The sequence below is a fragment of the Micromonospora sp. NPDC003816 genome (genome assembly GCF_042874705.1).
Classification (GTDB): domain Bacteria; phylum Actinomycetota; class Actinomycetes; order Mycobacteriales; family Micromonosporaceae; genus Micromonospora.
This window is the reverse complement of the sequence record NZ_JBIANP010000003.1, coordinates 562,706-585,306: the sequence shown is the minus strand read 5'-3', so window position 1 is coordinate 585,306 and position 22,601 is coordinate 562,706. Positions and strand designations below refer to the sequence as shown.

General features: G+C 69.8%; 19 protein-coding genes. 8 read left to right on the top strand and 11 right to left on the bottom strand.

Annotated features, from left to right (window positions below; all coding sequences use genetic code 11):
• The first annotated feature begins 14 nt into the window (after positions 1 to 14).
• Both ACFYTT_RS13525 and ACFYTT_RS13520 read left to right on the top strand, forming a co-directional pair.
• Positions 15 to 2,708 carry a glycoside hydrolase family 9 protein gene (locus ACFYTT_RS13525; protein ID WP_387259196.1) on the top strand — a complete coding sequence of 898 codons (2,694 nt, stop codon included), beginning with the start codon at positions 15 to 17 and terminating at the stop codon, positions 2,706 to 2,708.
• A 178-nt stretch (positions 2,709 to 2,886) separates the two neighbouring features.
• Positions 2,887 to 3,603, top strand: coding sequence for a cutinase family protein (locus ACFYTT_RS13520; protein WP_387259193.1), 717 nt, complete (start codon positions 2,887 to 2,889; stop codon positions 3,601 to 3,603).
• Positions 3,604 to 3,713: 110 nt separating this feature from the next.
• Here ACFYTT_RS13520 and ACFYTT_RS13515 read toward each other — a convergent pair whose 3' ends face one another.
• Together ACFYTT_RS13515 and ACFYTT_RS13510 are read right to left on the bottom strand one after the other, a co-directional pair.
• A complete protein-coding gene (locus tag ACFYTT_RS13515) occupies positions 3,714 to 3,983 on the bottom strand; it encodes a hypothetical protein (protein WP_387259190.1) in 270 nt (89 codons plus the stop codon).
• Between the two features lie 40 nt (positions 3,984 to 4,023).
• Positions 4,024 to 4,299 (bottom strand): hypothetical protein, encoded by a 276-nt coding sequence (locus ACFYTT_RS13510; RefSeq protein WP_387259188.1) that lies wholly within the window; start codon positions 4,297 to 4,299, stop codon positions 4,024 to 4,026.
• 282 nt (positions 4,300 to 4,581) lie between these two features.
• Here ACFYTT_RS13510 and ACFYTT_RS13505 point away from each other — a divergent pair, with 282 nt between their 5' ends.
• Positions 4,582 to 5,328, top strand: coding sequence for a DUF5753 domain-containing protein (locus tag ACFYTT_RS13505; RefSeq protein WP_176093105.1), 747 nt, complete (start codon positions 4,582 to 4,584; stop codon positions 5,326 to 5,328).
• Complete coding sequence (locus ACFYTT_RS13500; RefSeq protein ID WP_176093104.1) at positions 5,316 to 5,510, top strand: DUF397 domain-containing protein; 195 nt, start codon at positions 5,316 to 5,318, stop codon at positions 5,508 to 5,510. The genes ACFYTT_RS13505 and ACFYTT_RS13500 overlap by 13 nt, the downstream gene beginning before the upstream one ends.
• Positions 5,511 to 5,850: 340 nt before the next feature.
• On the opposite strand, the gene ACFYTT_RS13495 is transcribed toward ACFYTT_RS13500, so the two are convergent.
• Both ACFYTT_RS13495 and ACFYTT_RS13490 read right to left on the bottom strand, forming a co-directional pair.
• A complete protein-coding gene (locus ACFYTT_RS13495) occupies positions 5,851 to 6,912 on the bottom strand; it encodes a GNAT family N-acetyltransferase (protein WP_357212378.1) in 1,062 nt (353 codons plus the stop codon).
• Between the two features lie 111 nt (positions 6,913 to 7,023).
• Positions 7,024 to 7,722: an amino acid-binding protein gene (locus ACFYTT_RS13490; RefSeq protein WP_131051769.1), complete on the bottom strand. Its 699-nt coding sequence runs from the start codon at positions 7,720 to 7,722 to the stop codon at positions 7,024 to 7,026.
• A 146-nt stretch (positions 7,723 to 7,868) separates the two neighbouring features.
• Between ACFYTT_RS13490 and ACFYTT_RS13485 the strand changes: the two genes are divergently transcribed.
• Positions 7,869 to 8,933, top strand: coding sequence for a phosphotransferase family protein (locus ACFYTT_RS13485; RefSeq protein ID WP_387259183.1), 1,065 nt, complete (start codon positions 7,869 to 7,871; stop codon positions 8,931 to 8,933).
• The gene (locus tag ACFYTT_RS13480) at positions 8,933 to 10,153 is read left to right on the top strand and encodes an acyl-CoA dehydrogenase family protein (RefSeq protein WP_357212722.1); all 1,221 of its coding nucleotides are present in this window, start codon (positions 8,933 to 8,935) and stop codon (positions 10,151 to 10,153) included. The genes ACFYTT_RS13485 and ACFYTT_RS13480 overlap by 1 nt, the downstream gene beginning before the upstream one ends.
• Here the strand turns inward: ACFYTT_RS13480 and ACFYTT_RS13475 are convergent.
• The 7 genes from ACFYTT_RS13475 to ACFYTT_RS13445 all read right to left on the bottom strand — a co-directional run bounded on the left by ACFYTT_RS13475 (position 10,127) and on the right by ACFYTT_RS13445 (position 19,272).
• Complete coding sequence (locus ACFYTT_RS13475) at positions 10,127 to 12,556, bottom strand: hypothetical protein (RefSeq protein ID WP_387259180.1); 2,430 nt, start codon at positions 12,554 to 12,556, stop codon at positions 10,127 to 10,129. The two genes, ACFYTT_RS13480 and ACFYTT_RS13475, sit on opposite strands and share 27 nt — an antisense overlap.
• Before the next feature lie 119 nt (positions 12,557 to 12,675).
• The gene (locus tag ACFYTT_RS13470; RefSeq protein WP_176093100.1) at positions 12,676 to 13,722 is read right to left on the bottom strand and encodes a LacI family DNA-binding transcriptional regulator; all 1,047 of its coding nucleotides are present in this window, start codon (positions 13,720 to 13,722) and stop codon (positions 12,676 to 12,678) included.
• An 81-nt stretch (positions 13,723 to 13,803) separates the two neighbouring features.
• Positions 13,804 to 15,237: a GH1 family beta-glucosidase gene (locus tag ACFYTT_RS13465; RefSeq protein WP_131051773.1), complete on the bottom strand. Its 1,434-nt coding sequence runs from the start codon at positions 15,235 to 15,237 to the stop codon at positions 13,804 to 13,806.
• Positions 15,234 to 16,076: a carbohydrate ABC transporter permease gene (locus tag ACFYTT_RS13460; protein ID WP_357212371.1), complete on the bottom strand. Its 843-nt coding sequence runs from the start codon at positions 16,074 to 16,076 to the stop codon at positions 15,234 to 15,236. The genes ACFYTT_RS13465 and ACFYTT_RS13460 overlap by 4 nt, the downstream gene beginning before the upstream one ends.
• Positions 16,077 to 16,086: 10 nt before the next feature.
• Positions 16,087 to 17,052 (bottom strand): sugar ABC transporter permease, encoded by a 966-nt coding sequence (locus tag ACFYTT_RS13455; protein WP_357212369.1) that lies wholly within the window; start codon positions 17,050 to 17,052, stop codon positions 16,087 to 16,089.
• A gap of 119 nt (positions 17,053 to 17,171) precedes the next feature.
• Complete coding sequence (locus ACFYTT_RS13450; RefSeq protein WP_131051776.1) at positions 17,172 to 18,458, bottom strand: ABC transporter substrate-binding protein; 1,287 nt, start codon at positions 18,456 to 18,458, stop codon at positions 17,172 to 17,174.
• A gap of 268 nt (positions 18,459 to 18,726) precedes the next feature.
• Positions 18,727 to 19,272 (bottom strand): plasmid pRiA4b ORF-3 family protein, encoded by a 546-nt coding sequence (locus ACFYTT_RS13445; protein ID WP_387259174.1) that lies wholly within the window; start codon positions 19,270 to 19,272, stop codon positions 18,727 to 18,729.
• A 150-nt stretch (positions 19,273 to 19,422) separates the two neighbouring features.
• Here ACFYTT_RS13445 and ACFYTT_RS13440 point away from each other — a divergent pair, with 150 nt between their 5' ends.
• A complete protein-coding gene (locus ACFYTT_RS13440; RefSeq protein ID WP_131051778.1) occupies positions 19,423 to 20,169 on the top strand; it encodes a pyrimidine reductase family protein in 747 nt (248 codons plus the stop codon).
• 56 nt (positions 20,170 to 20,225) lie between these two features.
• Positions 20,226 to 22,529: a hypothetical protein gene (locus tag ACFYTT_RS13435; RefSeq protein ID WP_387259171.1), complete on the top strand. Its 2,304-nt coding sequence runs from the start codon at positions 20,226 to 20,228 to the stop codon at positions 22,527 to 22,529.
• The last annotated feature ends 72 nt before the right edge of the window (positions 22,530 to 22,601 follow it).

The window sequence follows — 22,601 nt, the reverse complement described above, 5'->3', positions numbered from 1 at the left end:
ACAGGAGCAGCCGCATGCACCACATCAGACGGCCGGGCCGCGCGCGCGGTGACGATCCCGGCCGACGCGGCCACTGGTCGCGTCGTCTCCGCAGCACCGGCACGGTCATCGCCGCCGGCCTGGCGCTGGCGGTCGGCGTACCGGCGGCAGGCGTCGCCGCGCCGAACACCACCGCACCGAACACCACCAACTCCACCGCACCGAACACCACCACCAGCAACGCCGCCGCCAGCAACGCCGCGTCGAGCAACGCCGCCGCTCCGGCGTTCAACTACGCCGAGGCGTTGCAGAAGTCGCTGCTGTTCTACGAGGCGCAGCAGTCCGGCAAGCTGCCGGACTGGAACCGGGTCTCCTGGCGCGACGACTCGGCACTGCGGGACGGCGCGGACGTGGGGCTCGACCTCACCGGCGGCTGGTACGACGCCGGTGACCACGTGAAGTTCGGCTTCCCGATGGCGTTCAGCACGACGATGCTGGCGTGGGGCGCGGTCGAGTACCGGGCCGGGTACGTGGCGTCGGGCCAGCTCACCCATTTGTTGAACAATCTGCGGTTCGTCAACGACTACTTCGTCAAGGCGCACCCCTCGCCGAACGTGCTGTACGGGCAGGTCGGCAAGGGCGACGACGACCACAAGTGGTGGGGGCCGGCCGAGGTGATGCCGATGGCGCGGCCCGCGTACAAGATCGATGCGAGCTGTGGCGGCGCGGACCTGGCGGGTGAGACGGCGGCGGCGATGGCCGCGTCGTCCATGGTGTTCCGGCCGACCGACGCCGCGTACGCCGACAAGCTGCTCACCCACGCGCGGCAGCTCTACACGTTCGCCGACACGGTGCGTAAGAGCTACCACGAGTGCATCACGGACGCGACCAGCTTCTACCGGTCGTGGAGCGGCTACCAGGACGAGCTGGTGTGGGGTGCCATCTGGCTGTACCGGGCGACCGGCGACGCCACGTACCTGGCCAAGGCGGAGAGCGAGTACGACAAGCTCGGCACCGAGCCGCAGACCACCACCCGCTCCTACAAGTGGACGGTGGCCTGGGACAACAAGCAGTTCGGCGCGTACGTGCTGCTGGCCAACCTGACCGGGAAGCAGAAGTACGTCGACGACGCCAACCGGTGGCTGGACTTCTGGACCGTGGGCGTGAACGGGGAACGGATCCGCTACTCCCCCGGCGGGATGGCGGTGCTCGACTCCTGGGGCGCGTTGCGGTACGCGGCCAACACCGCGTTCGCCGCGCTGGTCTACAGCGACAAGACCACCGACGCGACCCGCAAGACCCGCTACCACGACTTCGCCGTCCGGCAGATCAACTACGCACTCGGTGACAACCCGCGCAACTCCAGCTACGTGGTCGGCTTCGGCACCAACCCGCCGAAGAACCCGCACCACCGCACCGCGCACGGCTCCTGGTGGGACAGCATGACCGTACCCACGGAGACCCGGCACACCCTCTTCGGCGCCCTGGTCGGCGGGCCGTCGTCGCCGAACGACGCGTACACCGACAACCGGTCGGACTACGTGATGAACGAGGTCGCCACCGACTACAACGCCGGTTTCACGTCCGCGCTGGCCCGGCTCTCCCAGGAGTACGGGGGTACGCCGCTCGCCGGTTTCCCGGGTGTCGAGCGGCCCGACATCGACGAGTTGACCGTGGAGACCACGGTGATGCAGAACGAGACCCGGGCCACCGGCCTCAAGGTGATGATCTACAACAAGTCGGCGTTCCCGGCGCGGGCGTTGACCGACGCGAAGTTCCGCTACTACTTCCGCCCGGACGGCACCGGTCCGGTGCAGGTCACCCCCGGCTACACCCAGGGCTGCCCGGCGCCGAGCACCGCCAAGCAGGCCAGTGGTGACCTCTGGTACGTGGAGGTCGACTGCACCGGCCAGACCATCGCGCCGGCCGGTCAGTCGCAGCACCGGATGGAGGTGCAGTTCAAGGTCGGTGTACCCGAGGGCGGCACCTGGAACACCGGCAACGACCCGTCGTTCCAGGCCACCGCCGGGCCGAACCGCACCGTGCCGTTGTACGCGGGCGGGGTCCGGGTGTGGGGCGTGGAGCCCACCGGTGACACCGACCCGCCGCCGCCGGACCCGGACGACACGGTCGCGCCGACCGCTCCCGGCGCGGTGACCGTCTCCGGGATCACCGCGACCGGAGCCACCCTGACGTGGGGTGCCGCCACCGACAACGTGGGCGTCACCGGGTACCGGGTCTACCGGGACGACGTGCTGGTCGCGACCGTCACCGGCACCACGTACGCGGCGACCGGGTTGACCGCGCAGACCACGTACCGCTTCCACGTGGTGGCCGTCGACGCGGGCGGCAACGTCTCGCCGCCCACCGCGAAGGTCTCGGTGACCACCTCGGCGCCGCTGCCGACGACGCCCTGCCGGGTCACCTACGGCACCAACGACTGGGGCACCGGGTTCACCGCGAACATCACCATCGCGAACACCGGCACCTCGACCATCAACGGCTGGACGCTGGCGTTCACCTTCCCGAACAGCGGCCAGCGGGTCGGCCAGGGCTGGGGGGCGACCTTCCAGCAGACCGGCGCGTCGGTGACCGCGACCAGCCTGTCCTACAACGGCACTCTCGCGCCGGGCACATCGACAAGCATCGGTTTCAACGGTACGCACACCGGCAGCAACCCCCGACCGACAGGCTTCACGGTCAACGGGGCGACCTGCACCGTCGCCTGATCCCGGGGGCGGTGTGGCCGGCCGACGTGCTCGGCCACACCGCCCCTCCAGCACGCGCCGACATACCAATCGGTTCACCATCAGTGCAGATTGTGTGAACATCCATAAGATCCACCCGTACGCCGACCGCTCCCGTACCCCACGGCACCCCTGTCGACCTGGGAAAAGGAGCTGAACAATGCGCGGACGACACCGTCGGACACGTCGGACACGCCTGCTGGCCCTGGTGGCGGTCGGGGTGGTGGCCCTCGCCGGGCTCGCGATCGCCCCGATGACCTTCGCCGCCGAGGCGCCCCGCAACACCTGCCCCGACCTGGAGGTCATCGGCGCACGCGGCACCACCGAACGCCCCGGCCTCGGCATCGTGCTGACGCCGCTGGCCCGGCAGATCACCCGGGACCTGCCGCAGACCGTCCGCACCACCCCGCTCGACTACCCCGCCTCCGGCAACTACATTGCCAGCGTCCGCCAGGGCGTCACCGAGGTGCAGCGGGTGATGACCGCGACCGCCGCGCAGTGCCCCGGCACCCGCTTCGTCCTGATGGGCTACTCCCAGGGCGCCGACGTGATGGGCGACGCGCTGGCCGGCACCGGTAGTCGTGCCGGTCTCTCCGCCGACCTCGCCGCGCGAGTCTCCTCCGTACTCCTCTTCGGCGACCCCTCCTTCACCGCCGGTGAACCCTTCAACGTCACCGACGGCCGACGCTCCGGCATCTTCCCCCGGGGCGCAGGGCGACTGAACGGCTTCGCCGACCGCATCCAGTCGTACTGCAACGCCAACGACCGCTTCTGCCAGGGCGGATTCAGCTTCGCCGCACACGTCAACTACCAGGGATTCCACCCCCAGGCCACCCGCTTCGCCGCCACCCGCGCCACCGCCGACGTACCCCGCTGACCTCGCGGCTGGTTCCATCTGCGGCGGCGAGTGCGGCGGGTCCGTCGTCGTCGGCAGCCGGCGACGGCCGTACTGCGGCGACGGCAATCTTGGACAGTTTCCGTTAGGAGCTAACGGAAACTGTCCAAGATAGACATCTGCACCACGCGATCGTGGCCGTGTGGTCGGGTGTGTGGGGATGGGGCGAGCACGAGTCGCCGCAATCCGGCGGGCATCACGAACAGATGCCGCGTCTCGACCGCATCCCCGTACCGGTCGAGCTGGTAACACCGGATCCAGGTCCAGCCGTACGGCGAATGCCAGTCGGCCTGCTCGCGGACGACCCGCACCGCGATCGGCGTGCGAAACTGCGGGCTCGCCTCGCGGGTCAACAGGTACACACCGGGCTCGACCACCGGCGTCCCGTCCGGCCTCCGCCTCTCACCAGGCACGACGCGGTACGACCACAGCCTGGTCCACCCGCACCCGGGCGTACCGGCGACGAACCTGGAGCGTCCCGTCCCCCTGCACCGCATGCCCGCTCACCTCGGCCCACACATGGCCGTCCTGCTGCTGCGCCCGGCCGATCACCTCGGCCACATAGAGCAGCAGCTCTCCCGCCCCGGGCAGGTACGCCCCCTCCGGCACCCGGATCACGTCCCCCACCGCCACGGTGCCGAGTGCCTCCCCACCGAGCACTACGGCGAGCGACGGCACGGATGAACATCCATCGGCGTGCGCCGACCAGCGCGACGGCGGGACATCGTTCGTCGGTCTCGGTGTGGACACGGGAGCCTCCCTCGCCGCCTCGGTGGACCGGGGGCCGCCGCGGATGCTCGCCCGGCGGCGACCCCCGGGACGAACGCGCCCGCCGGGCCAGGGGGATTGACCTCCACCGAACGCGCCATCTGAACAAGACCTTGCCAAGGGTTGCGGGGCAGTTACACCGCGTAGGAGTGTGTACCGAAGACATTCCGGACGATGTGTTTGGAGCAGGGGATGAATCGGGCTGTTCAGCTCGCAATGGCAGCGGCCGGGGAGACCGCCGACAGCCTCGCAGCCCAGATCGGAGTAGATCCGAAAACCGCTGCGCGGTGGGTCAGCCAGGGACGCGTTCCGCAGATGCGTCATCGTGCCCTCGTGGCAGAAATCCTGCGGCGGGACATAGAGGACCTTTGGCCGGACGCACTGCGACGTAAGGAGCCCGCGTGGTTCCTGCCGTGGACGCAGCTCGAACGGGAAGCGACCGGACTCCGCTGTTACGAGTCGTCGGTGATTCCGGGGCTTCTACAAACCGAGGAATACGCGCAGGCCGTGCTCGCCTCCGGGCCCCTGATGGCCGACACCGAAAGCCTCGTCGCACTCAGGATGGAGCGGCAGTCAGCGGTGTTCGAGCGGCCTCGACCACCGCTCGCGGTCTTCGTGATCGACGAAGCCGCGTTACGCCGGGGCACACAGAAGGTCGTGGGACCTCAACTCGACCGCCTGATCACCATGGCGCAGCGGCCGAACGTCATGGTGCATATCGTTCCACTGACGGCCGGTCTACACCCGGGCCAGGCCGGGCCGTTCGTTATCGCCACGACTGCGGACGGGGACGACGTCGGCTACCTGGACGATCAGGCCCAGGGACGGATCACCAATGAGGTGGCTCCACTCTGGGCCGTCTGGGATACCGTGAGGTCGGTGGCGCTTCCGCGTGACCAGTCCATCGAGTTTCTGAGAGCGCGGGAATGGCTGACCTGACCGGCGCCCACTGGCGCACAAGCACTCGGAGCAGCTCCAACGGCGGGAACTGCGTGGAAGTCACCGACAATCTGCCGGACATCGTCGGCGTCCGGGACTCCAAGGACCCGAGTGGTCCCGCCCTGGCCTTCGATCCCACCGCATGGCAGGCGTTCGTCGCCCAACTCGCCAAACGAGCCTGACCACTGCGGACATCCGAGAGCGCTCGCCCCGCCGAGGCCGGGCGCTCTCCCCGTCCCCAGCCGCCCCAACACCTCCCCGCCAGCCACCACCCCCGCCGATCATGGAGTTGTGGCATCGACAAACAGGGGCGTTTCATCAGACAACGGGCACCACAACTCCATGATCGACGCAGCAGAGCGCGCGACACGGCAGAGCGCGCGACGCGGCACCACGCGCGACACGGCACACGACGCCGCACCACGCGCGTGCGGGACGGGAAAGGGCGGTGGGCGGGGCTCCCGCATCGGGTGTCCCGCCCACCTCACCGTCCTCCGCACCGGAGGTCGGTCGTCTGTGCTGTCAGCCGGCGCGTTCCGTCGCCGCCGACACCTCGGCCCCGAGGGGGACCGTCATGGTGAGCAGGGAGCCGTCGCGGTCGGCGGTGGTGGGTCGGGTCAGCCGACGCAGGGTACGCAGCATGGCCGTGTTGTCCGCCTGGATGTGCAGCACCATGGCCGCGTACCCGGCTGACTCGGCCTGCCGGGTCAACCGGCGCAGCAGGGTCGAGCCGAGGCCGCGCCGCTGCCAGTCGTCGCGGACCAGCAGGGCCACCTCGGCCTCGTCGCCCTCGGCGAGCAGGTTCGCCATCGCGACGACCGACTCCGCCGCCCCGTCGGAGCCGGTCGTCGCGGCGATCAGGGTCTGCCCCCGCGCCGGTTCCAGGAGCTGACGCATCCGGGCCGGGGTGGGCAGGCAGGCACCGCCAAGGTAGCGGCGTTGGCGGGTGTCCGCCGAGCACGCCTCGTGCAGTTCGGTCACGGCCGCCAGGTCGTCGGCGACGGCGGGGCGTACGGTCAGCTCGGCGCCGTCGGGCAGGACCACGGTGACCTGCTCGGTGGTGCGGCGGGCGGCGGTGGCGCCCAGCTCCAGCAGGGCCTGCGCGCGGGCGTACTCGGCGGGCGTGAAGCTCGGCGCGACCCGGCGCAGCAGGTAGGAGCCGCCGTTGGGGTCGGCCAGCAGCATCGTCGCCTCGTCGACTCCGATACGCATCTCGGCGAGTGCCGGACGCCAGGTCACCTCGTCCGCGCCGAGGAGGGCACGCAGCACCTCGCCGGTGGCGTCCGGGTCGTGGACCAGCCGGGTGGCCAGCCCGAGTACGCGGGTCGGCTGGTCCGCCAGGCCGCGCGCCTCGCTGCGCGCCACCCAGCAGTCCCGGCCCCGGCCCCGTTCCACGGCGGCGATCAGACCCGCTTCGTCGAGGGTGTCCGGCGCGTCCACGAGGAAGTCGTCGACGGCGCCACGTTCGGTGGTGTGCACCTGCACGGTGAGGATGTTGACCCCACGTAGCGCGAGGCTCGCCGTGAGCACCGACAGGTAGCCCGGTCGGTCGTCCACGGTGGCCCGGATCCGCCACAGCGTCATGGTCGCCTCCTTTCACCTGTCACCCTGGCCTGCCGCTGTTGCCGGCCGGTTGCCCCGTCGTGTCCAGCGGCCACGGGCCCTGCGGTCTGCGTCACACCAGGTCGCGGCCGGTCAGGGGGTGGCGACGGTCGGGGAGCCGACCAGGTCGAGCCGGTCGCCGAGGATCACCGCGCTGGCCCGGACCAGCTGGGCGAGCCGGTCGACCTCGGTGCTGTGGAAGGCGGCCGGGGTCAACGTCTCGTTGTGCTCGCGGGAGACCACGAGGACCAGTCCGGCGCGACCGAACGGCGCGATGGCGAAGTGGCTGCCGTCGGGCATGGTCATCGACCGGGCGCGCAGCGGGGTCACCTCCGGCAGCCGTGGCGGCATCGGCGTACGCCAGCTCGCGTGCCCGACCGTCGCTCCGCCGCCGCCGGTGCGGGAGGCCCAGTCGACCGGTACGACCGCGGCCACGGACCACTCGGCGGCGAGCAGTCCGGGTACCGCGTCGACGAGGGTGGCCAGCCCGTCGGCCGGGTTGGCGGCGACCTGGGCCAGCAGTTCCGCGTCCTGCCCGGTGGTGGTGGGCGCGCCGATCGCCCGCCACACCCCGTCGACGCGTACGCCCGGGATCGCGGCCAGACCGGCCAGCAACCGTTCCACCCGGGCGGCGCCCGGCCAGACCACGGTGAAGTCGTCGACCGCCCGGCCGCCGAGCCGTTCCAGGACGACCACCTGGACGATGTCCGCGCCCGATACCCCGAGGGTGCGCGCCACCTGGCCGAGCGTGCCTGGACGGTCCGGCAGGGTGACCCGTACACGCAGCAACATCTGAACCCTCCGCTCGGCGGGCCGGCACAATCCCGGCAGGCTGAACCCGAGCGTGGCAGTTGACCATTTCGTCCCTGTTGCTGCGGCATGTCCCCTGGGCAAAACCTGACCTTGACAACCCGACGGGGCTGCCATCAACTGTCCGAATGACCGATCCGGCTGCCCGTTTCCCCGCCGGTCTGGACCTCGGCCGTCTCGGCGCGTACCTCGCGACGCATCGACCGGAGTCGGCCGGGGAGCCGCTGCGGGCCGACCTGATCGCCGGTGGGCGGTCGAACCTCACCTACCTGGTCCACGCCGGCGACCGTGACCTGGTGCTGCGGCGACCACCGCTCGGGCACGTGCTGGCCACCGCGCACGACATGGCCCGAGAGTTCCGGGTGATCTCGGCGCTGGCCGCCACCGACGTGCCGGTCCCCCGCGCGCTGCTGCTCTGCGCCGACCCGGAGGTGCTGGGCGCGCCGTTCTATCTGATGGAACGCGTGCCCGGCGAGGTGTACCGGGCGCGCCGGCAGACCGACCGGCTCAGTGCCGGGCAGCGGCACGACCTGGCCATGGCGATGATGGACACCCTCGCCACGCTGCACACCGTCGACCCGGCGGCGGTCGGCCTGGGCGACTTCGGCCGCCCCGACGGCTACCTGGCCCGGCAGGTACGCCGCTGGGCCGGGCAGCTCGACCGGTCCCGCAGCCGACCGCTTCCCGGCATCGACGAGCTGCGCGACCGGCTCGCCGCCACGGTTCCCGACAGCACCGGTACGGGCCGTCTCGTGCACGGCGACTACCGGCTGGACAACCTGCTCGCCGCCGTCGACCCGGCGACGGGGTCGATGACCGTGACCGGGGTGCTGGACTGGGAGATGGCTACGCTCGGCGACCCGCTTGCCGATCTCGGGCTGCTGCTGACGTACTGGGACGTCCTGGGCGGCGGCGTCGTCTCCGTCGACAACCCGGTCGCCGACGGACCCGGCCCGCGTACCGGGTTCCCGACCGGCGCGGAGCTGATCGACCGGTACGCCGCCCGCAGTGACGTCGACGTCGGCCCGCTCGACTGGCACGTGGCACTGGGCTGCTTCAAACTCGCGGTGATCTGCGAGGGCATCCACTACCGGCACACCCTCGGGCAGACCCTCGGCGAGGGTTTCGACACCATCGGCGGCATGGTCGCCCCGCTGGTCGCCCACGGGCTGGCCACGCTGAGGGAGGCATGATGCACTTCGGGTACGACGACCGCACCGAGCAGTTGCGCGGGGAGCTGACCGAGTTCCTGACCGACCACGTCTACCCGGCCGAGGCCGTGTACGCCGCCGAGGTGGCCGCTGCCGGTGACCCCTGGGCCCGACCGCCGGTGCTGGCGGGGCTGAAGGACGAGGCGCGCCGACGTGGCCTGTGGAACCTCTTCCTCCCCGATCCGCGCCACGGCGCCGGGCTGACCAACCTCCAGTACGCGCCGTTGGCCGAGCTGACCGGCCGCAGCCCGCACCTGGCCCCGGAGTCGCTCAACTGCGCCGCGCCGGACACCGGCAACATGGAACTGCTCGCCGAGTTCGGCTCCCCCGCCCAGCAGGAGCGGTGGCTCGGCCCGCTGCTGGCCGGTGAGATCCGCTCGGCGTTCTGCATGACCGAACCGGACGTCGCCTCCTCCGACGCGACGAACATCGCCACCGCTATCCGCCGCGACGGCGACCAGTACGTGATCGACGGCCGAAAATGGTGGTCGTCCGGGGCGATGGACCCGGCCTGCGAGATCTTCATCGTGATGGGCAAGACCGACCCGGGCGCCGACCGGCACCGACAGCAGAGCATGATCCTGGTCCCCCGGGACACTCCCGGGGTCACGGTCCGCCGGGGGATGACCGTCTTCGGCTTCAGCGACGCCCCGCACGGTGGTCACGCCGAGATCCACTTCGACGGCGTACGGGTGCCGGCGGAGAACCTCGTCGGCGCCGAGGGCACCGGGTTCGCCATCGCCCAGGCGCGGCTCGGCCCCGGCCGCATCCACCACTGCATGCGCCTGATCGGCATGGCCGAACGGGCCCTGGAACTGCTCTGCCGCCGAGCCGCCGACCGGGTCGCGTTCGGCCGCCCCCTCGCCGAGCAGGGCGTGGTGCGGGAGTGGATCGCCGAGTCCCGGGTCCGCATCGAGCAGGCCCGCCTGCTGGTACTCAAGACCGCCTGGCTGATGGACACCGTCGGCAACAAGGGCGCACACACCGAGATCCAGGCGATCAAGATCGCCACGCCGGCGATGGCCGAGTGGGTGATCGACAAGGCGATCCAGACGTACGGCGCAGCCGGCGTCAGCCAGGACACTCCCCTGGCCGCACTCTGGACCCACGCCCGTACGCTCCGCCTCGCCGACGGCCCCGACGAGGTGCACCGCGCCAGCCTCGCCAAACGCGAACTACGCCGCTGGACCCGCCCCGCCTGACGGCACCCGCCACGAACGGCGTGCGTCCCTGCCTCGGGGCTGCCGTCCGACCAGAACGAGAACTCCCACCATGACCAGGGTAAATACGCCGATCGAGGTGACCTCGACCGCCAGCACCCATGGCCGAGGTTCGATGAGGTCGTTGAGCAGTCCATAGAGTTCGGCGGTGGAGGCGATGGCGAGAAGAGTCGCTGACGTGGTCAGGATGGTGTTCAGGCGCCGACGCCGGTGAAATTCGGCAGCGGCCAGCCGGTCGTCGAAGGCGCGGAACAGCCCCGAGGCGGCCTGGTACAGATCCTCAGCCTCCTGAATCCGACTCAACAAGGAACGTTCGTACGCGGCAAGACCAGCCGCCCCGTACAGGCGGTCGAAATAGGAACGCCTGATCAGGTCACGCAAGAGGGTGGGGGAATTGATTCCGTTAAGCTTGGCCCGGACGTCACTCGTGACCAGTCTGAGGTCGGCATACCGTTGTTCGAGTGACAAGATGGTGTGCTGCAGTGCGTTTCTCTCCTGGACCGTCGACATCGGCGCCTCCTGAAGAAGCCGTCGGGCCGTGTCGAGCTGGTCCCGCGCCTGCCGGATGTATTCGGTGATCTCCGCAGTCCAGCCGAGCAATACGCCAGGAAGCGTGGCGATGAACTCGGCCTGAGCGCTGTAGCTCAGAGCCATCCAGTCCGGCGTCTCTGGCGCGGAAACCACTGTGGTGTTCGCCGTACGCAGGACGATGTCACCGTCGTATCCGTAGTCGCCGAGGATGTCGGTGGCATCCGGCGATGGGCGATAACGCACCCACTCCTCCAGTGTCACGGCATCCCGGCCAACGGGGCTGACGAATAGGCTGCTGCCCACGACAGCGGCATCACTGATCTCGGATCCGCAGGCATGTCGGGCTGTTCCGTCGGCCTGAATGACCTGGAGAGAATGAACCACCAACAACGAGTGACTCAGTGCCACCGCCGTGCCTACAGTGCGCTGGACGACATCGTCGAAGGACTGCTCCACCGATGGGTCGTCATTCAGCCCGTTGAGGAATTCCGTGATCACCTCTTGGGCATACTCGGAGAGTCTGCTCCACGCCTCCGTGTGGTCCGAGGTCGCCAAGCGCACCTTCTCGCTGGCTCCCATCACGACCGATGGACGACGAAGCGCCTGGTTGACGAGGTGCACGTCCGCATCGACCAGAGCGCCCTCAAGGCGGAGGCTGTGATTCCCGAGGCTGCTGATCCTCAGCGTGGCGGTGAGGGTCGTCTGTGTCTTCGCGGCGTCCGTCATCGTGATCAACACCGGAGGCAGCGACACGTCCAGCACCCGATAGTCGGACTCCGCCCCCCAGTCGTCGCCGACCGTGTGATCCACGACCGCACTGATCGGTCGCCCGTGCACACGCACCGCTCGCTCTTCACAACGACTCCTGATCGCGCTGATCGGATCGGCACCGTACCCGGTCGACGCGCTCGATCCGTCCCGACCAGGCGTCAGCCGCATCCGGTCCAGCACAGCGCTGGGAATCGCAAACGGATAGATGTAGACGACCGTGGCATCCTCGACGAAGAGGAAGTCACGGTTCACCCACTCGCGCATGATCCGCAGGTTGGCCGCGAGTGCGGCAAGGTCGCCGGAGAGCCAGGCCTTCGCCGGGTGCCGACGCCTGGTCTGCTCTACCTTTTCGAGGAAGCCGGCCAACTCCTCGGCCAGAACCTCCCGGCGCTCGTGGACGCCCTGATCGCCGGCTCTCCTCCCGGCCAGAAGGAATTGACGCGTTGCCTGGGCACAAAAGACGAGGGCTTGATAGTAGTCCCGCGTCTCGTTGGCGTGCTCGGACAACCAGTCGGTCAATTCACCGCCGTCCAGAATCGACCGGATCCGGCAGATCTGATCGTCCATCGCTGCCACAATGCGACCCGCCTGCTTCTCCACCTCGTCCATGCAGGAGGAATTGACAGCCCTGCTGACTGCCATCCCCTGCGACACGAGCCAGATGTTCTCCAGCATGATCGAGGTATGTTCGGTGATCGCTGTGGAAGGTGGACCGGACCCGGCACCTCGAACCTGTTCCGGAGATTCCGGAAAACCCGTGCGCAACACCTCGGTGATCGTCCGCAGCACTCCACCCTGATCGGCATAGAGATCCCACATCTCGTTGATTCGGGCGTAGAGGTACGAGACGAGCAACAAAAGGAGATCAGGTCGACCGGCAACGTGTCCGACCTGAGCGCGGAGGACGGCCCGCACGATCTCCGAATCGGGGGCCCGGCCAGTGAACAGAGCATCGAGATCAGCCAGGGCATGCGCGTGCCCCGTCCGCGACAGCAAGTCCTGGATAGGGCGTACGTTTTGGTGTGTGAATGCCTCCGTCAAGGCATCGGCTACCGCTGCAGGAGACGGGGTGTCGGTCGGCATCGAATGAAGCGTCGCCACGTTGGAAGCCTCCAGCGCACACTCTGTCCGGGCCTGTCAGAGTAGGAGAGGCTGTCGACCGGCCGCAGCGGCCGACTGATCTGCAATAGCGATAGTCAGGGTCAGGCGGTGGCGCGCTCGACGAGTTGGGTGTCCAGGACGATGTGCGGATCGGGGATCTGGTCGCCGCGGATCCGGGCCACCAGCAGGCGGGCCATCTGCCGGCCCATCTCGTCGACCGGCTGGAACACCGAGGTGAGCGGCGGGTTGGCCTGACGGGCGATGGGCGCGTCGTCGAAGCCGATCACGGCCACGTCCTCCGGTACGCGGCGGCCGGTCTCGCGCAGCGTCCGCATCGCGCCGAAGGCCATCAGGTCGGCGGCGACGAAGACGGCGTCCAGGTCGGGGCAGCGGTCCAGCAGCTGCCGCATCGCGGTCGCCCCGCTCTCCTCGCTGAAGTCGCCGTACCCGATCAGGTCGGGGTTGACGCCGAAGCCGGCGGTGCGGACCGCGTCCCGGTAGCCGGCGAGCCGGGCCAGGCCGGCGCCCATGTCCTGGGGGCCGGCGATGGTGGCGATCCGGCGTCGCCCCCGGGCGGCGAGGTACTCCACGGCCTGCCGCGCGCCGCCGGCGTTGTCCACGTCGACGAAGGAGGCGGGTTGGGCCTCGGGGTGCAGCATCCGGGCCGGGCGTCCGCCCAGCACGGTGGGCAGCCCCCGCTCCTCCAGCAGGGTGGGCAGCGGGTCGGAGTCGTGCAGCGACAGCAGCAGGACCCCGTCGACGTGCTGGTTGGTGAGGTGGTGCTCGACCCGTTCCCGCTCCAGCGGCGACTGGGCCATCGCCAGCCAGAGCTGCAACGGCGTCTCCAGCAGGACCGAGCTGATCCCGCGCACGATGCCGGCGAAGAACGGCTCGGCGAAGATGCGCTCACCGGACTCGCTGACCACCAGGGCCACCGAGTCGGTGCGTTGGGTCACCAGGGCCCGGGCCGCGCGGTTCGGCACGTACCCCAGCTCGGCGATTGCCTGCTGCACGGCGGCGCGGGCTTCGGGACTCACCTGCGGGGAGCCGTTGACCACGCGGGAGACCGTGCCGCGGCCGACTCCGGCGCGGGCGGCGACCGCGTCGAGGGTCGGGCGCCCGAGCGACCGGGTGCGCTGCGTTGTCATCGTCTGCTCCTCCGACATGGGCGGACCCGGCACCTGGTTCAGCGATGGTGCCGGGCCACCCGTTACTGGCTGGCCGTCGCCTTATTGTGCGGCCAGACCGTTGCGTCGGATCACCTCCGCGTACCACCTGGCGCTGGACTTGGGGATACGAGTCTGGCTGTCGTAGTCGACGTAGATCATCCCGAACCGCTTGGTATAACCCCAGGCCCATTCGAAATTATCCAACAGCGACCAGGCGAAGTATCCCCGCAGGGGCACGCCGGCGCTGATCGCCTCGTGCGAGGCGCGCAGGTGGGCGTCGAAGTACGCCAGCCGGTCGACGTCGTCGACCTGGCCGTCGATCACCGCGTCGACGAACGCCGAACCGTTCTCGGTGACGTAGAGCGGCAGGTCGGTGTACTCCTCGTGTACCCGGCGCAGGGTCTCCACCAGGCCGGGAGCGTCGATCTCCCAGTTCATGTCGGTCACCGGGAAGCCCCGGGTGACGAACCGGACGTTCTCGCTGCCCGGCCAGGTCGACGGGGCCCGCCAGTACTCCTCCGGGTCCTCGCCGGGCACCGGCGCGGCCACCACGTGCCGGCTGTAGTAGTTGATGCCGACCACGTCCAGCGGGGTGGAGATGACCGCCAGGTCCCCGTCGTGGACGTGCGCGAAGTCGGTCACCTTCGCCAGGTCCGCGACCAGGTCCTCCGGGTACGACCCGCGCAGGATCGGGTCCAGGAAGAACCGGTTGGCCAGCCCGTCGATGCGCCGGGCGGCGTCCAGGTCGCCGGGAGCGTCGCTGGCCGGGGTCACCGGGTACAGGTTGACGGTCACGCCGAGCTGGGCGCTCGGGATGGCCGCGCGCAGCGCCTGGACGGCGAGCCCGTGGCCGAGCATCAGGTGGTGTCCGGCGCGGACCGAGTCCGCGCCGTTCTGGCGGCCGGGCGCGTGCACGCCCGAGCCGTACCCGAGGAACGCCGAGCACCACGGCTCGTTGAGCGTGGTCCAGTACTTCACCCGGTCGCCCAGCGCCCCCGCCATGAGCTGCGCGTAGTCGGCGAACCGGGCCGCCGTGTCGCGGGCCGGCCAGCCACCGGCGTCCTCCAACTCCTGGGGCAGGTCCCAGTGGTAGAGGGTGAGCCACGGCTCGATGCCGTTGGCCAGCAACTCGTCGACCAGCCGCTGGTAGAAGTCCACCCCCTCGGCGTTGGCCGGGCCCGTGCCGCCCGGCTGCACCCGCGGCCATGACACCGAGAACCGGTACGACTTCAGCCCCAGCTCGGCCATCAGGCGAACGTCGTCCCCGAGCCGGTGGTAGTGGTCGCAGGCGACGTCGCCGGTGTGCCCGGCAACCGTCCGGCCCTCGGTGTGGCTGAAGGTGTCCCAGATCGACGGGGTACGGCCACCCTCGCTCGCCGCGCCCTCGATCTGGTAGGCGGCGGTGGCCGCGCCCCAGAGGAAGTCGGACGGGAAGGTCAACGGCGCGCGTTCGTCGAGGACGCCCACCGCGGGTGGGATGGCGGGGTTGCTCACGACTTGACAGCACCTTCCATGATCCCGCCGATGATCTGGCGGCCGAACAGGATGAAGACCAGGACCAGTGGCAGGGTGCCGACCGCCGTGGCGGCGAAGACCTGGGAGTAGTCGGTGTAGTAGGCGTACGAGAGGAAGGAGAGCGAGACCTGGAGGGTCGGGTTCTCCGGGGTGAGGATCGCGTACGGCCAGAGGAAGGAGTTCCACGTCTCCATGAAGGTCAGCAGACCCAGCACGGCCGCCGCCGGACGCAGCGCGGGCAGCACGATGTTCCAGTAGATCCGGAACGTGCTGGCACCGTCGACCCGACCGGCCTCGATCAGCTCGTCGGAGATAGCCTGGCTGGCGTACTGCCGCATCATGAACACGCCGAACGCGCTGACCAGGAACGGCACGGTGACGGCGTACAGGGTGCCGAACCAGTTCAATTCCTGCATCATGCCCCAGAGCGGGATGATGCCGAGCTGGGTCGGGATCATCATGGTGATGACGATCATCAGCAGCAGGATGTTGCGGCCCCGGAAGCGCAGCTTCGCGAAGGCGAAGCCGGCCAGCGAACCGGTGAGGACCACCGACAGGGTGACCACCGAGGAGACGATGATCGAGTTCATCAGGCCGGTGAGGAAGTTGGCCGCGTCGTTGTCGAGGACGCGCCCGAAGTTGTCACCGAAGGCACCGCCCGGGGTGAGCGGCGGCGGTACGTCGTTGATCGAGTCCAGGGTGCGCGTCCCGATCACGATCATGTAGTAGAACGGGTAGATCGACAGCAGCGCCGCCAGGACGAGCGCCATGTAGGTCAGCGGACTGGTGCGCCACAGGCGCCGGGAAGCCGAGGTCACAGCTCTCTCCTCACTTGGCCGAACGGCGGACGAGTAGGAAGTTGAGCAGCGACATCAACGCGATGATCAGGAAGATCGCCCAGGCGACGGCGGCGCCGTAGCCAGCGGTGTTGAGGTTCTCGATGCCCTTCTCGTACATGTACATCGCCAGGGTCTGGAACTCCCGCTGGTTACCGCCGAGGATGCTGCCGTTGGCGAAGAGCAGCGGCTCGGTGAAGAGCTGCATGCCGCCGATCGTGGAGAGGATGATCACGAAGATCAGGGTGGGGCGGACCATGGGGACGGTGATCTGCCAGAACTGCCGCCACGGGCCGGCGCCGTCGATCGAGGCGGCCTCGTAGAGGTCCTTCGGGATGGCCTGCATCCCGGCGAGCAGGATCAGGGTGTTGTAACCGACCCAGCGCCAGTTGACCATGGTCGCGATCGCGGTCCAGGAGCTCCACCGCTGGCCGTCCCAGTCGATGTTGTCGACGCCGACGAAGCTGAGCAGCCAGTTGATGAGGCCGAACTCCCGCTGGAACAGCATGCCGAAGACGATCGCGACGGCGGCCACCGAGACCACGTTCGGGATGAAGATCGCCAGCCGGAAGAAGGTCTTGGCGCGCAGCAGGGTGCTGTTGAGCAGGTTCGCCAGGAAGAGCGCGAGCAGCAACTGCGGGATGGTCGACAGCGCGAAGATGCCGAACGTGTTGTAGAGCGCGTTCCAGAAGTAGTCGTCCTTGATCAGGGCGGCGTAGTTGTCGAGCCCGATGAACGTCTGGTCGCCGATCATGTCCCAGTCGTGCAGGGACATCCAGGCGGTACGCAGCATCGGGTACAACCCGAAGATGCCGAAGATCAGGAAGAACGGCGCGATGTAGAGGTACGGGGAGTACTTCAGATCCAGGCGGTTGAGCAGGAACCCGCGCCGACGCGGGGGCTCGGAGCCGGGTGGTGTGACGTTCGACGGGGGGGCCGTCGTGGCCGAGAGGCTCATGATTTTCCTTTCCCGGCGGGAGCCCTTCCGAGGGGGCCCACGCGCAGGGTGCAACCCAGACGGGGACCGACCGGTGGCGCCCGGGGTAGTCCCCGGACGCCACCGGTGGGAAATCACTGTCAGAAGGCGCCCTGGATGGCGGCGTCCTTCACGAACTGCTCCCAGGCCTTGTCCTTGTTGGCCTGCCCGTTCTCGAACGACCGCAGGGCCGGCTCGAGCGCGTTCTCCTTGACCGCCTGGTGCTTCGGGCCGAGGTGAACCGGCTCGATCTTGGCGACGCTCTCACCGAAGATCTTGCCGGTCGGCGCGTCGCTGAAGTACTCGTTGGTGTAGCTGAGGAACGCCTCGTCCTTCAGCGCCTCCAGGTTGGTGGGCAGCGGGCCCTTGAGCTTGAAGGCGTCGACCTGGCTGGTGGCCTTGGTCAGGAACTCGGCGAGCTTCGCCGCCTCCTTCTGGTGCGCGCTCTGCTCCGGCACGGCCAGCCACGAGCCGCCCCAGTTGCCGCCGCCGCCCGGCACGGCCGCGACGTCCCACTTGCCCTTGTTGGCCTCACCCGAGTTGTCCGCCACGATGCCGAGCATCCAGGACGGGCAGAAGGTCGCCGCGAAGGTGCCCTGCTTGAAGCCGCCCGACCACTCCGGCGACCAGGTCGCCGCCTTGGCGGAGATGTCCGACATCGAGGTCGCGGTGTCCCACGCGGCCTTCACCGCGGGGCTGGAGTCCGCGATGATGTTGTTCTCCTTGTCATAGAACAGGTCGCTGCCCTGCTGGAACAGCACACCGTTCGAGACCGCGGTGATCGAGTCGATGAACGCCTTGCCGGTCGCGTCCTTGTACTTCTTACCGGCCTGGTGGAAGCCGTTCCAGTCCGGCCAGAGCGCCGAGACCTGGTCACGCTCGGTGGGCAGGCCGGCGGCCTGGAACAGGTCCTTGCGGTAGCAGACCGCGAGGCTGCCGACGTCGGTCGGCAGACCGATCAGGCGCCCGTCGGGAGCCTTGCCCAGCTCCCACTTCCAGGGCAGGAACTCCTTGGAGTGGTCCTCGACGAGCGGGTTGAGGTCGACCCAGTTGCGCGGGTTGGCCTTGAACTCGTTGAGGATGCCCTCCTCCAGCGCGGTGACGTCCGCCGCGCCCTTGCCGGTGGCCAGGTACCGGACCAGCTTCGGCCGGTACTCGCCGAGCTGCGCGGTCTTCCGCAGCTCGATCTTGATGCCGGTCTCCTGCTCGTACTGCTTGACGAGCTCGTCGTAGCCGAACTCGCCGAAGGTGTCGACGACCAGCTTGGCGGGCTTGCCGCCCTCGCCCGTGTTGCTGTCGTCGCTTCCGCAGGCCGCGAGACCGCCGACAGCGGTGACCGCCGCCAGCGCGCCTGCCGCCAGGCGGGTACGCCGCGTGGTGAGGCTCATCCTGACCCCTCTTTCAGTGGTGAGGCTGGTTTATGTGTGGTGGGGGGTGCCGCAGCGCCATCCGGCACCGACCTGGTCTGTCGGTGTCGGGCGCTCGGGGCGGGACTGTGATCCACGCCATCTTGGGAACGCTCCCATGAGATTGCCGGGAGGTATCCGGAGTGTCAATAGCCCGCTGGGAGCGTTCCCAGATCGTTACCGCGAAAATGTTTACCCCGCGCTCACGAACGAAGCGCGGGGCTGCTCAACGTGATCGCTGAGTAACGAATCAGCAGAGTCGGCGCAGCAGCGTGCTGACCCTACCTGCGTCGAAGGCGTCCGGGTCGAATCCGGGACCCACCCATTCCCGCATCGCCCGGTGCTCCGGGTGGCCGGGGTCGCTCAGCGCGGCGAGCAGCAGTAGGTAACCCTGCGGACCGCCGACGTCCTCCGGCGGCCCGGCGCGCTCACCGTCCAGGCAGATCGGGTAGCGCTCGTCCGGATCGGCGGCGAAGGCGTCCTCCACCACCAGGTCGTGCTCCCACCAGTCACCGAAGTCGTACGTGTAGTGGAACCGGGCGCCCTTGCCCACCGCCGCGTCCAGGCGTACGTCCAACTCGTCGTGCACGCCCAACTCGCCGTCGGGGTCGGGTTCGCCGTACTGCACCCCGTCGATCTCGAACGAGTGCAGGTGGCAGTCGCGCCACCCCATCGCGTGCTGTACCACCCGGTGAACACGGTCGAGGGTGTAACCACCGGGCACCAGGACCCGTCGCCAGATCGTGGGACGCACCCCGGACAGCGACATCCGCAGCGTGAAGATCTGACGTGACATGCTGCGTCATCCTCCCCCGGCATAGGCTGCCAGCATGATCTGCCGAGCGTGCCGGACACGGCGGCACGACGAGTGTCCGGGCCGTAACTGGTGCGACTGCCAGCACCGTACCCCTCGCCCCACCCCTCCGGTCACCGGTCCGGCCGGCGAATGACCGTCGGACTTCCGATCCACGCACTCTGGCCCGAGCCGTCACCCGGGCCGGTCGACGACGACGCGCTGACCGCCCTCTACCGGCGTGCCGACCGACCGCACCTGCGGATGAACTTCGTGACCAGTGTCGACGGCGCGGTCAGCCTCGACGACTACTCCGCCGGGCTCTCCGGTGAGCCCGACAAGCGGGTGTTCGGGCTGCTGCGGATGCTCTGCGACGCGCTGCTGGTGGCCGCCGGCACGCTGCGCCACGAGGGCTACCGGGCGATCCGGCTCGACGAACGCCGTCGTGCCTGGCGGCGGAGGCACGGGCTGACCGAGTACCCGACCCTGGTGGTGGTCTCCGCCAGCGGACGACTCGACCCGGAGCAGGCCGCCTTCGCCGACGCCCCGGTACGCCCCCTGGTGCTCACCCGGTCCGACGCCGTCCCACCGACCGGGCTGTCCACCGTGGCCGACGTGGTGCCCTGCGGCGACGACCGGGTCGACCTCGTCGCCGGCCTCGCCGAGATGCGCCGACGCGGGCTCGACCAGGTGCTCTGTGAGGGCGGCCCGCACCTGTTCGGCGCGCTCACCGCCGACGACCTGGTCGACGAGGTCTGCCTGTCGGTCGCCCCACTGCTCGCGGGCGCGGGCGCGGGTCGGATCACCGCCGGTGACCCGAGTCCCGCCCGACACCTGCCACTGCGGCACGTGCTGCACGCCGCCGACGGCACCCTGCTGCTGCGCTACGCCCGAGGCTGACGCCACCGGGGCGAGTTGCCGTAATCCGCCACGTAGCCGCAGGTCGGCTCACTACCGTGAACCCGGATCGGCAACTGCCGGGAGGCGGGGCGTTGGCACACGAGGTGGTCGAGCTACGGGTGCACGGTGTCTCCGGCACCTCCGCCGAGTCGCTGCTCGACCATCCCGTGGTGATCCGGGTCGCCGGAGACACGAACGCCGGGTTCTACCGCCCCCGCCCCGGCTTCGGGATCAGCGACCGGCCGGGCGGGATGCACGTGGAGGCGTACCGCTGGGGTGCGCTCACCGCGGGCGGCGCGGTGCGTACCCTGTCGCTGCTCTTTCTGCTGCCCTTCATGCTGGTCAACCTGGCGGTGTGGGCCCGGCCGCCGACCGGCGGCAGCGGCAGCCCCATCGGTCCGCTCTGCCGTCTGCTCGCCGCCACCCTGACGGTCGCGTTCGTTCTCTCCATCGTCGGCGTGACCGTGGACATCGTCGGCTGGCAGTGCACGCCCTACGAACCCTGCGTGCGGAACCGCCCGTACCTGTCCTGGCTGTCGTACCTGCCGCTGGGACCGCGCCTGGCGCTGCTCGCGCTGGTCCCGATCGGTGCGCTGCGGCTGCTCTGGTGGCTCGGCGAGCGGTCCGCCCGGGTCTTCGAGGCGTTCCCGGCCGCACGCGGCCAGGACCGGGGCGGCGACGGGGAGGACCGGATCGACAGTCCGGGTTTCTGGAACGACGCGCTCGTGGTGCAGCGGCTGCGCGCCATCCACCGGGCGGTCGGGCTGGGCACCCTGGACGTCATCCTGCTCGGCGCACAGATCAACATCTTTCCCACCCCGGTCGCGTACGTGCTGTTCGTGGCGGCCTGGTTGCTGCTCGCGGCCTGCGTGGTATTGCTCACGATGCCCGCTCGCCGGGTGGGCGACGGGCAGGGCCGGGGACCGGTGGACTTCCGGGGCATCCGCCCGGTGCGGGTCGTGGCCACCGGGCTCACCGTGCTGGCGCTGATCTACACCGTGATCCCGTTGGAGCCGCCCCCGCCCCGTGAGCAGTTGCCCGGTTACGAAGGGGCGGTGGCCGCCTTGGTCGCGGTCCAGGCCGCCCTGCTGGCCGCGCTCACCGCCGCCACGCTGCACCAGCGACGACACGGCGCGGGGAAGGGCACGTCCTGGTTGAGCGGCCTGGCCGCGCCGGTGTTCGCCGCGGCGGCGATCGCCGCCGCGTACGGGTTCTCCGCCGCCCTGGTCTACCGGGTCGCCGACTTCCTGGACCGGGGCGAGATCCCGAACCCGGCCCGGCCGAACCTGCCCGGCGCACCACCGCTGGAACCACCCGTCTCCTACCGGTGGGCCGCGCTCGCCGGCCTGGTGGCGATCGTGGTGGTGGCCGCCACGACCATGTGGCGGGTGCTGAGCAGCCGACGCCGACGACGTCGGATGGCCGAGGAGGTCGTGCGGCGGGACTTCCCCGACGTGCCGCCGGAGGCCGTGAACCGACGCCGGGCCGTCCGCGAGGTGGTCGCCCGGGCCGCGATCGCCGAGCAGCTCACCCCGGCCTTCATCGTCTTCCTGGTGCTCTCGCTGATCGGCGTGGCCGCGGTGGGGCTCGACCTGATCGGCATCGGACCGTCGGACCTGAGCCGACGGATGATCCACACCGACGGCACGGCGACCACGAACCTGGCCATCGCCACCGACGTCGGGATGTACGTGATCGGGCTGGTCGGCCTCGGCATCCTGGTGCTCGGGGTGCTCTCGTACCGGTCCGAGGAGACCCGGCGCACGGTGGCGGTGATCTGGGACCTGGGCACGTTCTGGCCGCGTACGGTGCATCCGTTCGCGCCGCCCTGTTACGCCGAGCGGGCCGTGCCGGAGCTGGCCAAGCGGGTCACCGCACTGACCGCCCGGGGCGACGTGGTGCTCTCCGGGCACAGTCACGGCTCCGTCCTCGCCGCCGCCACGCTGCTCCAGTTGCCGGACTCGGTGCGGCAGCGGGTGGCGTTGCTGACCCACGGCAGCCCGCTGCACCGGCTCTACGCCCGCCTCTTCCCCGCCTTCCTCGGCGACGCGACCCTGCACGAGCTGGGCGACCGGATCGGCTGGCGGTGGGTCAACCTGTGGCGCGACACCGACCCGGTGGGCGGGCCGATCTTCTCCGCGCACCACCCGGGCGAGCGTCCACGCGTGTCGGGGCCGGCCGGTACGGTCGACCGTCGGCTCCGCGATCCCCGCGCGGTCGTCGTCGACCCGGACGACACCGTCCCGCCCCCGATCGACCAGCACTGGCCATACCACACCGACCGGGGGTACGAGGCGGCCGTGCACGAGCTGGCCGGGCGGCTCGACCCGACCGGGCAGCCGCCACGACGACACCGGTAGGCGGCCACCGGCACGCAGGGTCCACGGTCGGTCGCCGTACGCGCCCGGCGGGTGGCCGGGGCGTGGTCTCCG

Bases quoted from the DNA above. Each gene is read 5' to 3' on its own strand.
- ACFYTT_RS13525 (WP_387259196.1), top strand. From the start codon at position 15: ATGCACCACATCAGACGGCCGGGCCGCGCGCGCGGTGACGATCCCGGC.
- ACFYTT_RS13520 (WP_387259193.1), top strand. From the start codon at position 2,887: ATGCGCGGACGACACCGTCGGACACGTCGGACACGCCTGCTGGCCCTG.
- ACFYTT_RS13505 (WP_176093105.1), top strand. From the start codon at position 4,582: ATGAATCGGGCTGTTCAGCTCGCAATGGCAGCGGCCGGGGAGACCGCC.
- ACFYTT_RS13500 (WP_176093104.1), top strand. From the start codon at position 5,316: ATGGCTGACCTGACCGGCGCCCACTGGCGCACAAGCACTCGGAGCAGC.
- ACFYTT_RS13495 (WP_357212378.1), bottom strand. From the start codon at position 6,912: ATGACGCTGTGGCGGATCCGGGCCACCGTGGACGACCGACCGGGCTAC.
- ACFYTT_RS13490 (WP_131051769.1), bottom strand. From the start codon at position 7,722: ATGTTGCTGCGTGTACGGGTCACCCTGCCGGACCGTCCAGGCACGCTC.
- ACFYTT_RS13485 (WP_387259183.1), top strand. From the start codon at position 7,869: ATGACCGATCCGGCTGCCCGTTTCCCCGCCGGTCTGGACCTCGGCCGT.
- ACFYTT_RS13480 (WP_357212722.1), top strand. From the start codon at position 8,933: ATGCACTTCGGGTACGACGACCGCACCGAGCAGTTGCGCGGGGAGCTG.
- ACFYTT_RS13475 (WP_387259180.1), bottom strand. From the start codon at position 12,556: ATGCCGACCGACACCCCGTCTCCTGCAGCGGTAGCCGATGCCTTGACG.
- ACFYTT_RS13470 (WP_176093100.1), bottom strand. From the start codon at position 13,722: ATGACAACGCAGCGCACCCGGTCGCTCGGGCGCCCGACCCTCGACGCG.
- ACFYTT_RS13455 (WP_357212369.1), bottom strand. From the start codon at position 17,052: ATGAGCCTCTCGGCCACGACGGCCCCCCCGTCGAACGTCACACCACCC.
- ACFYTT_RS13450 (WP_131051776.1), bottom strand. From the start codon at position 18,458: ATGAGCCTCACCACGCGGCGTACCCGCCTGGCGGCAGGCGCGCTGGCG.
- ACFYTT_RS13445 (WP_387259174.1), bottom strand. From the start codon at position 19,272: ATGTCACGTCAGATCTTCACGCTGCGGATGTCGCTGTCCGGGGTGCGT.
- ACFYTT_RS13440 (WP_131051778.1), top strand. From the start codon at position 19,423: ATGACCGTCGGACTTCCGATCCACGCACTCTGGCCCGAGCCGTCACCC.